Genomic DNA, 13628 nt, shown 5'->3' with positions numbered 1-13628 from the left:
GGCGCCGTGCTGTCGTGTTCCGATCAGGCGGAGGCGGACTCGGACTCGGAGTCCGCGCCGGCGTCGGCCGCCGCGACGGCCTGGGCCGTCGCCGCCGCCTTGGCACGCTCGTCCGCCGCGGCCCGGATGGACCGCCAGGCGGACTCGGCGGCCTGCTGCTCCGCCTCCTTCTTGCTGCGGCCGGTGCCGGTGCCGTACGAGACGCCTCCGACGCGGGCGGCAGCAGTGAAGGTCTTCTCGTGGTCGGGGCCGGTCTCCGTGACCAGGTACTCGGGCACGCCGAGCCCTTCGGTCGCGGTGAGCTCCTGGAGGCTGGTCTTCCAGTCCAGGCCGGCACCGAGGTTCGAGGACTTCTCGATCAGCGGGTCGAACAGGCGGTGCACCAGTTCGGAGGCCGCGTCGAGGCCCTGGTCGAGATAGACCGCGCCGATCACCGCTTCGAGGGTGTCGGCGAGGATGGACGCCTTGTCCCGGCCGCCCGTGCCCTCTTCACCGCGGCCGAGCCGGATGAAGGAGCCCAGGTCGAGGCCGCGACCGACCTCCGCCAGCGCACGAGAGTTGACCACCGCGGCCCGCAGCTTGGCCAGCTGGCCTTCGGGCAGGTCGGGGTGGGTGCGGTACAGCGTGTCCGTGACGACGAGGCCGAGCACGGAGTCCCCGAGGAACTCCAGCCGCTCGTTCGTCGGCAGGCCGCCGTTCTCGTACGCGTAGGAGCGGTGGGTCAGCGCACGCACCAGAAGGGCGGACTCGAGCCGGTAGCCGAGCCGCCCTTCCAGAAGCGTGTGGGACGAGGCCGTGGTGTCCGCCTTTTTCTTGGCGGTCGAGTCCGCCTTGGCGTCAGACATGAAGCCTCTCACCAGCCGCTCAGACCTCGAGGACCTGGCGCTTGTTGTAGGTGCCGCAAGACGGGCACGCGATGTGCTGCTGCTTGGGCTCGTGGCAGCGCTCGCACGCAACCAGGGTGGGGACCGCAGCCTTCCACTGCGACCGGCGGTGGCGCGTGTTGCTGCGCGACATCTTCCGCTTCGGAACAGCCACGGCTACTTCTCCTGCTTCTCGGCGGCGCGTGCTGATCGAGGCGCGTCGCCGCTCATCTCGTCCTTCTCGCCGTCTTCGAGTGAACCGGCGAGTCCCTGCAGTGCCGCCCAACGGATGTCGACGGCGTCGTGGTGGTGGTCCGGGTCGTCCGCCAGCCGGGCTCCGCACTCGGAGCACAGGCCGGGGCAGTCGTCCTGGCACACCGGCTGCATCGGCAGTGCGAGCACCACCGCATCGCGCAGCACGGGTTCGAGGTCGAACAGGCCGTCCTCGATGAAGAGCCTGTCCTCGTCTTCCTCGGCGTCGTCGGCCGGTTCCGCCTTGGGGCGGCCACGGTCGTCGGCGTCAGGGTACGAGAACATCTCCTGGAAGTCCGCTTCGAGTTCGAGCTCGAGCGGCTCCAGACACCTTACGCACTCCCCCTCGGCCCGTGCACGGGCGGTGCCTGTGACGAGCACCCCTTCCATGACCGACTCGAGGCGGAGTTCGAGCTCCACCGGGGCGCCTTCCGGCACTCCGATGACTCCCTGGATACCGAGGTCCCTGGGGGCGTCGATCTCACGGGTCAGGCGCTGCAGCGCGCCAGGACGCCGCCCCAGCTCGTGTGTGTCGAACACGAGAGGGTTGCGGTGGTCGAGGCGGGCGTTCAGGGCCATTCCTGCTTTCGATCTTCTCAGCTCGGAGCGCTGCCCTTCGTGTTCCCGGGCAGCGGTGATCGCGGACGTAGGCGCGACCGAAGAGCCAGGATACTGGAGCTTTCGCCCGCAGCCCAATCCGGGCCCTCCCCGAGGGCCTCTCCCCTGTTCCTACAGGCCGCGGCCCTGTTCGTAGGCGCGCAGCTGCTCGGCGCTGATCATGCTGGTGTCGAAGAGGCTGGTCTCGTCGAGGGCGTAGCCCACCTGCTGGTCCTGGTGCTGTGGTTCCTGGTGCTGCTGGGCCTGCTGGGGGACCTGGTTCGGGTCGTAGGCGGCCTGGTGGGTGTCGTAGCCCTGGTACGCGTACGGGTCGGCCTGCTGGTAGCCGTAGGGGTCCGCCTGCTGGCCGTAGCCCTGCTGCCGGCCGCCGTAGCCGCCGGCGTACGGGTCCGGCTGCTGCTGGTAGGCGTAGGCCTCCTGCTGCTGGCCGTACGGGCTCTGGGCGGGCTGCTCGGCCGCGGTGTCCTGCTCGGCGAGGGCGGCCAGGTCGGCGAGGTAGTCGGCGTCGGAGGAGTGCTGGTAGGTCGTGGTGTCCTCGGCGAGCGCGCCGAGGTCGTCGGTGGCGATCCGGCCGTGCAGCTTCTGCCGGCCCTTGCCGACGGCCTCCAGGGTCTTGGAGAGGACCGCCTCGAAGGCGCCCAGCTTGGCGTCGACGTAGGCGTCGGCGTCGCGGCGCAGGGTCTCGGGGTCGTGGCTGCGCTCGGGGGCGTCGTCCTCTTCGGGGCCGACGTAGCCCGGGTCGTCCGGCCCCGGGCCGGTGCCCAGCAGCTTCTCGCGGCCCCGGCCGACGGAGCCGATGGTCTTGGTGAGGACGACCTCGAAGTTGGCGAGCTTGGAGTCGACGTAGTCGTCGGCCTCGGCGCGGATGTCCTCGGCCTCCTTGCGGGCCTCGGCGAGGATGCGGTCGGCCTCGGCCTGGGAGCGGCGGGCGATCTCGGTGTCGGAGATCAGGGAGCCACGCTCGGCGTGCGCGGTGGAGATGATCCGCTCGGCTTCCTGGCGGGCCTGCTCGACCATCTGCTCCCGGCCGCCGATCAGCTCCTGCGCCTGGGCCAGGGAGTCGGGCAGGGCCGCGCGCACCTCTTCCAGCAGGGCGAGCAGCTCGGCGCGGTTGACCACGCACGAGGCCGACATGGGCATCGACCGGGCACTGGAGACCGCCGTGACGATCTCGTCGAGCTTCTTCTGCACGTCCACCGGTTGCTCGCCACTCTCTACAGCTGTGTTGGAGACGGACGGGACGACTGTAGTCCCATCAGTCCTTGCGCAGGCGCTGGTTGAGCGCCTCCAGGACGACCGGCGGCACCAGGTGGGAGACGTCGCCGCCCCAGGTCGCCACCTCCTTGACCAGGGAGGAGGACAGGAAGCTGTAGGTGGGGTTGGTCGGCACGAAGAGCGTCTCGACCCCGGACAGCCCGTTGTTCATCTGGGCCATCTGCAGCTCGTAGTCGAAGTCGCTGACCGCGCGCAGACCCTTGACGATGGCGGGGATGTCGCGCTGCTTGCAGAAGTCGACGAGGAGGCCGTGGAAGGCCTCGACCCGTACGTTGCCGTACTCGGCGGTGACCTGGCGGATCAGGTCGAGTCGCTCATCGACCTCGAAGAGGCCCTTCTTGGACTTGTTGATCATCACCGCGACATAGACCTCGTCGTACAGACGGGAGGCGCGGGAAATGATGTCGAGGTGTCCGTTGGTGATCGGGTCGAACGACCCGGGACAGACGGCGCGGCGCACTAGTGATCCCTCGCTCTCCGGTCCGGTCATCGTGCGTCTTCGCACGTAGAGGCGGCGCGACCGTACCAAAACGTTCCCTCGCCGTAGCGACGGGCCCGGAGCGCTTCGAAGCCGTCCGGCCAGTGGAACTCCCCGCCTCTGGTGCTGCGCTCCACGGTGACGAGGGCATCGTCCGCGAGCCAGCCCCCCGAGCGGAGTGTGAGGAGAATCTCCCGAAGATCGTCGTCCGTGACGGCGTACGGCGGGTCGAGGAAGACGAGGTCGTACGGCTGCGCGGGCGCCGTCTCGATGACCTGCCGCGCCTTGCCGGCGCGGACCTCGGCTCCGGGGAGCGCGAGGTTTCTCACGTTCTCCCGGATGACGCGCGCCGCTCTCGCGTCGGCCTCCACGAGGAGGGTGTGGCCCGCGCCCCGGGAGAGGGCCTCCAGGCCGACCGCCCCCGAGCCGGCGTAGAGGTCGAGGACTCGTTCGCCGTCCAGGGGGCCGCCGAGCAGGGACTGCCAGGTGGAGAAGAGACCTTCGCGAGCGCGGTCGGAGGTGGGACGGGTTCCGGTGCCTGGCGGTACTGCGAGGCGACGTCCGCCGGCTGCGCCGGCGATCACGCGGGTCATCTTCGGTCCTTGTTCGTGGGCGGCTTTACGTTCAGTGTGGCTGGTCGCGCCCGCGCGGCGGTAGCCGTACGGCGTATGCAGCCCCGCGCCCCTGAGGCAGGTCCACTCACCCCTTTTCCAGGTACTGCTCCCTTTCGTCGTCCAGCAGGGCGTCCAGAGCCGTCCGCAGAGCCGGGAGCTCCTTGAGCTCCGGATCCGCCGCGACCACCTCCACCGCCTCCCGTCTCGCCTCCGCGATGACCTCCTCGTCCTCGATCACGGCCAGGACCCGCAGGGAGGTGCGGGCGCCCGACTGGGCCTGGCCGAGGACGTCGCCCTCGCGGCGCTGTTCGAGGTCGATGCGGGAGAGTTCGAAGCCGTCGAGGGTGGAGGCGACCGCGTTCAGGCGCTGGCGGGCCGGGGCGGCCTCCGGCATCTCGGTGACCAGCAGGCAGAGGCCGGGTGCCGAGCCCCGGCCGACGCGGCCGCGGAGCTGGTGGAGCTGGGAGACGCCGAAGCGGTCGGCGTCCATGATCACCATCGCGGTGGCGTTCGGGACGTTGACGCCGACCTCGATGACGGTCGTGGCGACCAGGACGTCGGTCTCGCCGGCGGCGAAGCGGCGCATGACCGCGTCCTTGTCGTCCGGGTGCATACGGCCGTACAGGACTTCGATCCTGAGGTCTCGCAGGGGGCCTTTCGCGAGCTGGTCGGCCACGTCGAGGACGGCGAGCGGGGGGCGCTTCTCGGCCTCGTCCTCAGCGGACTTCCCCGCCTTCTTCGGGTCGGCGGGTTCGTCGGCGTCGTCGCCGATGCGCGGGCAGACGACGTAGGCCTGGTGGCCGTTGTGGACCTCCTCGCGGACCCGTTCCCACGCGCGGGCCAGGAAGTGGGGCTTGTCGGCGGCCGGGACGACATGGCTGGCGATGGGTGAGCGGCCGGCCGGGAGCTGGTCGAGGACGGAGGTCTCCAGGTCGCCGAAGACCGTCATCGCGACCGTGCGCGGGATGGGGGTGGCCGTCATGACGAGGAGGTGCGGGGGCTGTTTGCCCTTGCCGCGCAGGGCGTCGCGCTGTTCGACGCCGAAGCGGTGCTGTTCGTCGACCACCACCAGGCCCAGGTCGTGGAACTGGACCTTGTCCTCGATCAGGGCGTGTGTGCCGATGACGATTCCGGCCTCGCCGGTGACGAGGTCGAGCAGGGCCTGACGGCGGGCCGCGGTGCCCATGGAGCCGGTCAGCAGCACGACCTTGGTGGCGTGCTCGGCCCCGCCCAGCATGCCGCCCTCGGCCAGCTCGCCCATCATCTCGACGACCGAGCGGTGGTGCTGCTGGGCGAGGACCTCCGTGGGGGCGAGCATGGCGGCCTGCCCGCCCGCGTCGACGACGGCGAGCATGGCGCGCAGGGCCACCAAGGTCTTGCCCGATCCGACCTCGCCCTGGAGGAGGCGGTGCATCGGATGGTCCGTCGCCAGGTCGTCGAAGATCTCCTGGGAGACCTTCTGCTGGCCCTCGGTGAGCGTGAAGGGGAGGCGGTCGTCGAAGGCGGCCAGGAGGCCGTCGGGGGACGGTCTGCGCGGGACCGCCGGGAGTTGGGCGTCGGCGTGGCGGCGGCGGGCGAGGGCGACCTGGAGGACGAAGGCCTCGTCCCACTTGAGACGGGTGCGGGCGTCGGCGATGTCGGCCTTGGTGTGGGGGCGGTGGATCTTGAGGAGGGCCTCGGGGAGAGTGGCCAGGCCGCGGCCCGCGCGGAGGGTCTCGGGGAGGGGGTCGACGGCTTCCTGGGCGCTGGGCAGGACGGTCTGGACGGCCTTGCCGATCTTCCAGGACTCCAGCTTGGCGGTGGCGGGGTAGATCGGGATCAGGGCGCCCGCCCAGGTCTCGACGGTCTCCTCGCCGTCGCCGCGCAGCAATTCGTAGGCCGGATGCGCCAGTTGGAGGCGGCGGTTGAAGACGGAGACCTTGCCGGCGAACATCGCGCGGGTGCCCGGCAGGAGTTCCTTGTGGGGTTTGTGCACGCCGTTGCCGAAGAAGACCAGCTGGAGCCGGCCGCTGCCGTCGGTGATGGTGACTTCCAGCCGCTGGCCCTTGCCCCGGGGGGCCTTGGCGGAGGCGAAGGAGTGCAGCCGGGCGTCGGCGACCATGGCGACCACCGTGACGTGCTCGTCCATGGGGAGGTCGGCCAGGTGCGTGAGCTGGCCGCGCTCCTCGTATCTGCGGGGATAGTGGTGCAGGAGGTCGCCGACGGTGTGCAGGCCGAGGTGCTCGGCCATCACCTTCGCGGTCGGTGGGCCGAGCACCTTCTTCAGCGGTTCTTCGAGTGCGGGCACGAGATCCATTGCACACCACGTCACTGACATTGCCGTATATGTGTCCTGAAACCCCTGGTCAGACGGCTCGTTCGGGCTCTAGGATGGCGCGCTCCGCCATCATCCGCGGTCACCGCCCCACCGGGACCGCCCGACCCCGCGCCGTGCTCATCCCCACTTCGCGGCGCTGCAGCGATGGACTCCCAGACCTCACAGTCATCCCAGGCATCACCGTCACCTCACTCGTTCCAGGTCGACCTGCGTGGTCTGGTGGACCTGCTGTCCCATCACCTCTACTCCAGTCCCAAGGTCTATCTGCGGGAGCTGCTGCAGAACGCCGTGGACGCCATCACCGCCCGGCGGGCCGAGGAGCCCGGCGCCCCGGCGCGGGTGCGGCTGTACGCGGCGGACGGGGCGCTGCGGGTGGAGGACTCCGGCGTCGGGCTCACGGAGTCGGACGTGCACCGGCTTCTCGCCACCATCGGGCGCAGCTCCAAGCGGGCGGACGATCTGCGGGAGGCCCGGTCCGACTTCCTCGGGCAGTTCGGCATCGGGCTGCTGGCCTGTTTCGTGGTCGCCGAGCGGATCCGGGTGGTCAGCCGCAGCTCCCGTACGCCCGGTGCGCCGCCCGTTGAGTGGACGGCGCGCGACGACGGCTCGTACACCGTGCGGACGCTGCCCCACGACGCGCGGCCCGAGCCGGGCACCACCGTGCATCTCGTGGCGCGGGCCGGGGCCGGGGAATGGCTCACCGAGGAGCGGGTGCTCGGGCTGGCGCGGGACTTCGGTTCGCTGCTGCCGTACGACGTGCGGGTGGGCGACGAGGCCGTCACCGATCTGCCGGCGCCCTGGGACCGGCCGTACCCCTCCCCCGCCAACCGGCGGGTGGCGCTGGCCCGGCACTGCCACCGGCTGTTCGGGTTCACGCCGTTGGACACGATCGAGCTGGACGTGCCGGCGGCGGGGGTCCGCGGGGTGGCGTACGTGCTGCCGGCGGCGGTGAGCCCGGCGCAGCGGGCCTCGCACCGGGTGCACCTGAAGGGCATGCTGCTGACCGAGCGGGCCGAACAGCTGCTGCCGGACTGGGCGTTCTTCGTGCGCTGCGTCCTGGACACCGACAGTCTGCGGCCCACGGCCTCGCGCGAGTCGCTGTACGAGGACGAGACGCTGGCCGCCGTCCGGGAGGCGCTGGGGGAACGGATCCGGTCCTGGCTGACGGGCCTCGCTGCCGGTGACCCGGAGCGGCTGTCGGCCTTCCTGGCCGTGCACCACCTGGGGGTGAAGTCGCTGGCGCGGCACGACACGGAGATGCTGCGGACGATGCTGCCGTGGCTGCCGTTCGAGACGACCGACGGGCGGCTGTCGCTGGAGGAGTTCGCGCAGCGGCACCCGGTGGTGCACTTCACGCGGACCGTGGAGGAGTACCGGCAGGTCGCGCCGATCGCGTCCGCGCAGGGCGTCGGGGTGATCAACGGCGGTTACACGTACGACAGCGAGCTGGTCGAGGCGCTGCCGTCGGTGCGGCCCGGGACGGTGGTGGCCGAGCTGGACGCGGACACCGTGACGGCTCATCTGGACGCCGTGGACCCGGCCGAGGAGCTGGCGCTGTCGGGGTTCCTGGCGGCCGCGCGGGCGAAGCTCGACCCGCTGGGCTGTGACGTCGTGCTGCGTGCCTTCCATCCGCTGTCGGTGCCCGCGCTGCACCTGGACGACCGGGCGGCGCGGCACGAGCAGGCGCGGGCGGAGGCCGAGGCGCAGGCCGACGATCTGTGGGCGGGCATCCTGGGCTCGCTGCGCGGCGGTGCCCCGCGCGCGCGGCTGGTGCTGAACCATCTCAACCCGCTGATCCGCAGGATCGGTTCGCTGCGGGAGGCGGAACTGATCGGCACCGCGACGGAGTCCCTGTACGGGCAGGCGCTGCTGATGGCGCAGCGGCCGCTCCGGCCCGCGGACTCGGCGCTGCTGAACCGGGCGTTCATCGGCCTTCTGGAATGGGCCACGCACGGGGAGGACGCACACCGGGAGGACGACCAGTGACGAGTGAGATCAGGGACTTCGACTCCCTCCGCCGTGCGATGGCGGAGAACGGCGAGCGGCCGGAGGGTCCGGCGCGCAACGCGCGCGCGGAGCAGTTGCTGGCGGAGGCCGAGAAGCTGAGCATCCCGCTCGCCGTGATCGAGGCGCTCGGGCACCAGCTGAAGGTCTACAACTACAGCTCCGAGAAGGACAAGATGTTCGTCCCGTTCGCGCGGCTGCTGCGCATGTGGGACGAGCGGCCCGGCGACTTCGACGAGTACGAGACGCACTCGCTGCACTGGGTCTTCAAGTGGATGTCGGCGGGCATGCTCGACCAGCCGCACGTGCCGCTGGCGTCGGTGGAGAAGTGGCTGGGCGAGATGGAGCACCGCTACCGGCTCGCCGGGCACTCCGAGCGCGCGGTGCGCAGTGCCGAGTTCAGCGTGGCCGCGCATGTCGGGGACGTTGCGCGCGCGGAGCGGGCGTTCGCCGCCTGGCTGGCCGCGGACCGGGACGCGATGGCCGACTGTCACGCGTGCGAGCTGCACGGTCAGGGCTGGTGGCGGGCGGAGCAGGGCCGCGACGAGGAGGCGCTGCGGCTGTGGGCGCCGGTCCTGGAGGGTGAGTACACGTGCGCGCACGAGCCGCACACGGTGCTCGCGTCGTCCCTGGTGCCGCTGCTGCGGCTGGGCCGCGTGGACGAGGCGCGCGCCCACCATCTGCGGGGCTTCCGGCTGGTGCGGTCCATGGAGAGCATGCGGGGGGCGTACGCCGACCACGTGGAGTTCTGCGCGCTGACCGGCAACGAGGCGCGGGGCCTGGAGCTGCTCGCGGAGCGGCCGGCCTACTTCACCGACGAGGGGCATCCGCGCAGCAAGCTGGAGTTCCTGAGTGTCGTGGTGCTGCTCATGGGGCGGCTGTCGGAGCGGGGGCTGGGCGGCCAGCCGGTGCCCGGTCCCGCGGGGCGGGAGTGGACGGCCGGCGGACTCGCCGCGCACGCCCGCGGGGAGGCTCTGGCGCTGGCCGCGCGGTTCGACGAGCGCAACGGCACGGCGCACGTCAGCGAGCGGGCACGCGCGCGTATGGAGCAGCGTCCGCTGGTGGAGCGGCTGCCGCTGGGGGTGCGGGCGGCACGGCCGGCCCGGGCCGCGGCGGTCGCGCCGCCCCCGGTCCCCACGATGCGGGAGGCCGAGGAGACCCAGGAGGTCGGCGGGGCGGGTCTGGACGCCCTGCTCGCCGAGGCGCGGCGGTTGTCGGACACCCTGCGGCCGGACGCCGTGGAGGCGTGGGCGGCGGTCGCGCGGGCGGCCGGGAGCGTCGAGGGGGTGGAGCTGGACGCCCGCGACCGTGCGGAGATCGCCGAGCACGAGGCGCTCGCGCTCGGCCCGGAGGGCGCGGAGACGTTCGAGCGGGCCGCGGAGCTGTACGCGGAGGCGGGCGACCCCGGGGAGGCGCTGGCGGCCCGCGCGCGCGGGGCGTACGTCCGCGTGCTCGCCGGGGGCGATGTCGAGGAGGCGCTGGCGGCCGTCGCCGGCCCGTACGACGACGTCCTCGCGCTGTACGCCGACGGCGGCACCCAGGTGCGGCAGGCTGCGGGCGTGCTGATGGCACGGGCGCGGATCCTGATGCGGCGCGTCCACGAGGCGGACGGGCCGGTCGCGGAAACGGTTCTGGCGGAGGCGGAGGCCGCCGTACGGGAGCTGCTGGCGCTGGTCGACGGGCGGACCGGGGACGACGTTCGGCTCACCGCGCGGGTCGCCGAGGGGCACGCGATGCTCGGGGAACTCGCCACCCGGTCCGGGGACGTGGAGACGGGCGCCGAGATGTTCGCGCGGGCCGCGGCCGGGTTCACCGGGGCGGACCTGCCGTGGTTCGCCGTGGAGTACGAGGCCCGGCTGGCCGGTCTCGCGCACCATCTGGGCGACATGGCGGAGGCGGAGCGGGCGCTGCGGGCGGCCCTGGAGCACGGCGGCCCCTATCTGGAGCCGGTCGGGCGGGCCCAGCTGTACCTTCAGCTCGCCGAGGTGGTGGGGGGCCGGGGGCAGGCCGAGGAGGCCGCCGAGCACGCGCTGGAGTCGGCGCACTGGGCCGACGAGGCGGGCGAGGGTCCGACGCTCGGCGCCTGGGCGCGGCACCAGCTCGGCGGGTACCTGGTCCGGCTGGGCCGCTGGGCCGAGGCCGCGGAGGTGCTGGAGTCGGCGCTGGCCGATCTGCGCGCCGAGACGCACGGCGACGGGGCGGTGGTCCAGACGCAGTGGTGGCTGGGCGACTGCCTGAGCGAGCTGGGTGAGCACCGGGACGCCGCCGAGCGGCGGCTGCAGGCCGCCGAGATCGCCCGGCACTGGCCCGAGCAGCACGACCACGCGACCCTCGCCCACCTGGCCGCCGAGTCCCTCGGCCACGCGGGACTGCACGACGAGGCGGACCAGGCGTACGCGCGCGCGGGTGAGCTGTGGCGTGAGCTGGGCAATGTGCACGGTCTCGTCCGCTCGCTGCGCGCCCGCGCGTGGCTGGCGCTGCGCACGGAGGACGGCACGGAGGGGGCGCGGGCGCTGATGACCGGCGCCGTGGAGGAGTGCGCGGACGCGCTCGCCGTGGCGGACGAGGAGGAGGAGCGGCTCCGGCTGGTCGCCGAACTCGGCCACACGCACCGCCAGTTCGGCGACCTGCTCGCCCGTTCGGCGGCCGAGGACGCGGACGACGACTCGATCAGGGACGCCCTGGAGGAGGCGCTGTCGCAGATGGCGGAGGCGGTCGCGGTGTTCGTCGCCCTGGACGACGACGCCCTGCACGCCCGCACCGGCGCCGAGCTGGCCGCGGGCTGGCTGGAGACCGACCTGGGGCGCCCGGCGGAGGCGGCGGCACGCGCGCGTGCGGTGCTGGGGGCCTACCCGGACGGGGCCGGCGCGGGTGCCGGGGACGGTGCGGACGGCGGGGATGCCGAGACGGTCCGGGCCCGGCGGGCGGAGGCGGAGCAGTTGCTGCAGGTGGCGGAGGAGACCGCCGAGTAGGGCTACTCCACCCCGATCAGCAGCAGTGCCCCCTGGCGTCCGCCCTGGTACACCACCGTGTCGACGGCGAGGTACGCCTCCCGCACCCGTGCCTCCAGGTGCTCGGCGATCCCCTCGGGGGCGTCGTCGCCGAGCACGAGGGTGACGAGTTCGCCGCCCGCCGACAGCATGCGGTCCAGGACGGTCTCGGCGGTGACGGTGACGTCGGCGCCGATGACGGCGACGTCACCGTCGACGAGCCCGAGGACGTCGCCGGCCTGGCAGATGCCGGCCATGGTCCACGACTGGCGCTCGGCGACGGCGACCTCGGCGTAGCGGGTCGCGCCGGCCGCCGAGGTCATGGAGACGACGTCCTCGTCGAAGCGGCGGTCCGGCTCGTGCACGGCGAGCGCGGCGATGCCCTGGACGGCGGACCGGGTCGGGATGAGGGCCACCCGGATGCCTTCCGTGCGGGCCTGTTCGGCGGCCGCGGCCGCCGTGTGGCGCAGGTCGGCGTCGTTGGGCAGCAGGACGACCTCGCGCGCGTGGGCCCGCCGTACGGCTTCGACGAGCTCCCCGCTGGCGGGCGGCTCGCCGGGGCGGGCCAGGACCGTGGTCGCGCCGGCCCCGGTGTACAGCCCGGCCAGTCCCTCGCCGGGCACGACGGCGACGACGGCCCGCTGGACGCGCTCACGGACGGGGCGCTCGCCCCCGCGCGTGTGCGCGTCGCCCGCGCCGAAGTGCGTGATGCGGATCCGGTACGGCCGGCCGGCCTCGACGCCCGCCTCGACGGCGGCGCCCGCGTCGTCCACGTGCACGTGGACGTTCCACAGGCCGTCGCCGCCGACCACGACGAGCGAGTCCCCGAGGTCGTCCAGCCGCTGCCGCAGGCGGGCCACGGCCGCGTCCTCGGCCTCCAGGAGATAGATCACCTCGAAGGCGGGGCCGCCCTCCCCGTCGGGGGCGTCGGCGCAGTCCCCGGCGCTCTCCGTCCGGAAGGCCTCCACGCGTGCGTGCATCCCCGTCCCCGCCGCGGCGACGGCACCGGAGAGGGCCGGCGTCTCCCCCGTGAACGTCTCCACCAGGGCCGCGAGGACCGCGACCAGTCCCCGCCCGCCCGCGTCGACCACTCCGGCGCGCTCCAGGACGGCCAGCTGGGCCGGGGTCGCGGCCAGTGCCGCGCACGCCCCGCGGTAGGCGGCGCGGGCGACCGTCCCGCAGTCCCCCTCGGCCTCCTCGGCCGCGGCGGCGGCGGCCGAGGCGACGGACAGGACCGTGCCCTCGACGGGGTGGGCGACGGCCTGGCGGGCGGAGTCGGCGGCGTGCCGCAGGGCCAGCCGCAGCCCGTCGCCGTCGGTGTGCGGGGCCTCGCCCTCGGTGGCGAGTACCTGGGCCATGCCGCGCAGGAGCTGGGCGAGGATCGTCCCCGAGTTCCCGCGCGCCCCTATGAGGGCTCCGTGCGCCATCGCGTGCGCGGCGTCGGCGAGGGAGGGGCTGCGCACCGCCGACGGACCGGCCCGGTACCCGGCGAACACGGCCTCGACGGCGGTCACGGCGGACTCGACGGTCAGATAGAGGTTGGTGCCGGTGTCCCCGTCCGCGACGGGGTACACGTTGATCGCGTCGATCTCCTCGCGCGCCCGGCCCAGCGCCGTGAGCGCGAGCCCGCACCAGGTGCGCACCGCGAGAGCATCGAAGAATGTCTGCGGCACCTGCGCCACCTGCGCCTCCTCGGACTCCTGGAATGGACGCAGCGTAGACCCCGGGCCGGGGTCCAACGGAAAGCGGGCTGATGGGGGCCGTGGGCGGGAGGTGTGCGCCGCCATGGTAGTTTCGTTCCACTGGCGCAGTCGTTGTATGCTGCTCCGGTTGCCCGATGCAGATCGGGCTCTTCCCCCTGGCACCGCCACTCAGATCCTACGATCCTGATCCCGGCATGCCGGGATCAACCGTAAGTGCATCTGAAGTCTTTGGAGTGACCCGTGGCTGCCAACTGCGACGTCTGCGGCAAGGGGCCGGGCTTCGGCAACAACATCTCGCACTCGCACCGCCGTACGTCCCGCCGCTGGAACCCGAACATCCAGCGTGTGCGTACCGTGGTCGGCGGGACGCCGAAGCGCGTGAACGCTTGCACCTCGTGCATCAAGGCCGGCAAGGTCTCGCGCTGACGCAGATCCCCCACCTCTCGGCTCCGCTCGAGGCAGGGGGACCGCCATCGTGCGCGGCCATGCTGGTTCGCTGCATCTAGCCGATCCA

The 13628-nt window shown here is 72.8% G+C and carries 11 protein-coding genes; 3 read left to right on the top strand and 8 right to left on the bottom strand.

All coding sequences use genetic code 11. From position 1 onward, the window contains the following. Window positions 1–23 precede the first annotated feature (23 nt). The 7 genes from rnc to recG form a co-directional block, all read right to left on the bottom strand. On the bottom strand, window positions 24–845 hold the full coding sequence (gene rnc, locus ACFY30_RS26115) for a ribonuclease III (protein ID WP_390847551.1): 822 nt from the start codon (window positions 843–845) through the stop codon (window positions 24–26). A gap of 19 nt (window positions 846–864) precedes the next feature. Further along, window positions 865–1038 (bottom strand): 50S ribosomal protein L32, encoded by a 174-nt coding sequence (rpmF, locus tag ACFY30_RS26110; RefSeq protein ID WP_003951102.1) that lies wholly within the window; start codon window positions 1036–1038, stop codon window positions 865–867. Window positions 1039–1040: 2 nt separating this feature from the next. Next, on the bottom strand, window positions 1041–1694 hold the full coding sequence (locus ACFY30_RS26105; RefSeq protein ID WP_390661326.1) for a YceD family protein: 654 nt from the start codon (window positions 1692–1694) through the stop codon (window positions 1041–1043). 150 nt (window positions 1695–1844) lie between these two features. Beyond that, window positions 1845–2930 (bottom strand): ATP synthase F0 subunit B, encoded by a 1086-nt coding sequence (locus ACFY30_RS26100; RefSeq protein ID WP_390847550.1) that lies wholly within the window; start codon window positions 2928–2930, stop codon window positions 1845–1847. A 58-nt stretch (window positions 2931–2988) separates the two neighbouring features. Then, window positions 2989–3468 (bottom strand): pantetheine-phosphate adenylyltransferase, encoded by a 480-nt coding sequence (gene coaD, locus ACFY30_RS26095; RefSeq protein ID WP_390661461.1) that lies wholly within the window; start codon window positions 3466–3468, stop codon window positions 2989–2991. A gap of 26 nt (window positions 3469–3494) precedes the next feature. Continuing rightward, complete coding sequence (rsmD, locus tag ACFY30_RS26090) at window positions 3495–4079, bottom strand: 16S rRNA (guanine(966)-N(2))-methyltransferase RsmD (protein ID WP_390847549.1); 585 nt, start codon at window positions 4077–4079, stop codon at window positions 3495–3497. Window positions 4080–4185: 106 nt separating this feature from the next. Next, window positions 4186–6396: an ATP-dependent DNA helicase RecG gene (recG, locus tag ACFY30_RS26085; protein ID WP_390847548.1), complete on the bottom strand. Its 2211-nt coding sequence runs from the start codon at window positions 6394–6396 to the stop codon at window positions 4186–4188. Window positions 6397–6561: 165 nt separating this feature from the next. Between recG and ACFY30_RS26080 the strand changes: the two genes are divergently transcribed. Together ACFY30_RS26080 and ACFY30_RS26075 are read left to right on the top strand one after the other, a co-directional pair. Further along, window positions 6562–8403: an HSP90 family protein gene (locus tag ACFY30_RS26080; protein ID WP_390847547.1), complete on the top strand. Its 1842-nt coding sequence runs from the start codon at window positions 6562–6564 to the stop codon at window positions 8401–8403. After that, the gene (locus tag ACFY30_RS26075; RefSeq protein WP_390847546.1) at window positions 8358–11393 is read left to right on the top strand and encodes a tetratricopeptide repeat protein; all 3036 of its coding nucleotides are present in this window, start codon (window positions 8358–8360) and stop codon (window positions 11391–11393) included. The genes ACFY30_RS26080 and ACFY30_RS26075 overlap by 46 nt, the downstream gene beginning before the upstream one ends. 2 nt (window positions 11394–11395) lie before the next feature. Here ACFY30_RS26075 and ACFY30_RS26070 read toward each other — a convergent pair whose 3' ends face one another. Then, complete coding sequence (locus ACFY30_RS26070; protein WP_390847544.1) at window positions 11396–13093, bottom strand: DAK2 domain-containing protein; 1698 nt, start codon at window positions 13091–13093, stop codon at window positions 11396–11398. Window positions 13094–13354: 261 nt separating this feature from the next. Here ACFY30_RS26070 and rpmB point away from each other — a divergent pair, with 261 nt between their 5' ends. Continuing rightward, complete coding sequence (gene rpmB, locus ACFY30_RS26065; RefSeq protein ID WP_003993230.1) at window positions 13355–13540, top strand: 50S ribosomal protein L28; 186 nt, start codon at window positions 13355–13357, stop codon at window positions 13538–13540. Window positions 13541–13628: the final 88 nt, after the last annotated feature.

The sequence above is a fragment of the Streptomyces sp. NPDC000345 genome (assembly GCF_042898825.1).
Classification (GTDB): domain Bacteria; phylum Actinomycetota; class Actinomycetes; order Streptomycetales; family Streptomycetaceae; genus Streptomyces.
The sequence above is the reverse complement of the archived record's forward strand: the minus strand, read 5'-3'. Positions and strand labels throughout refer to the sequence as shown.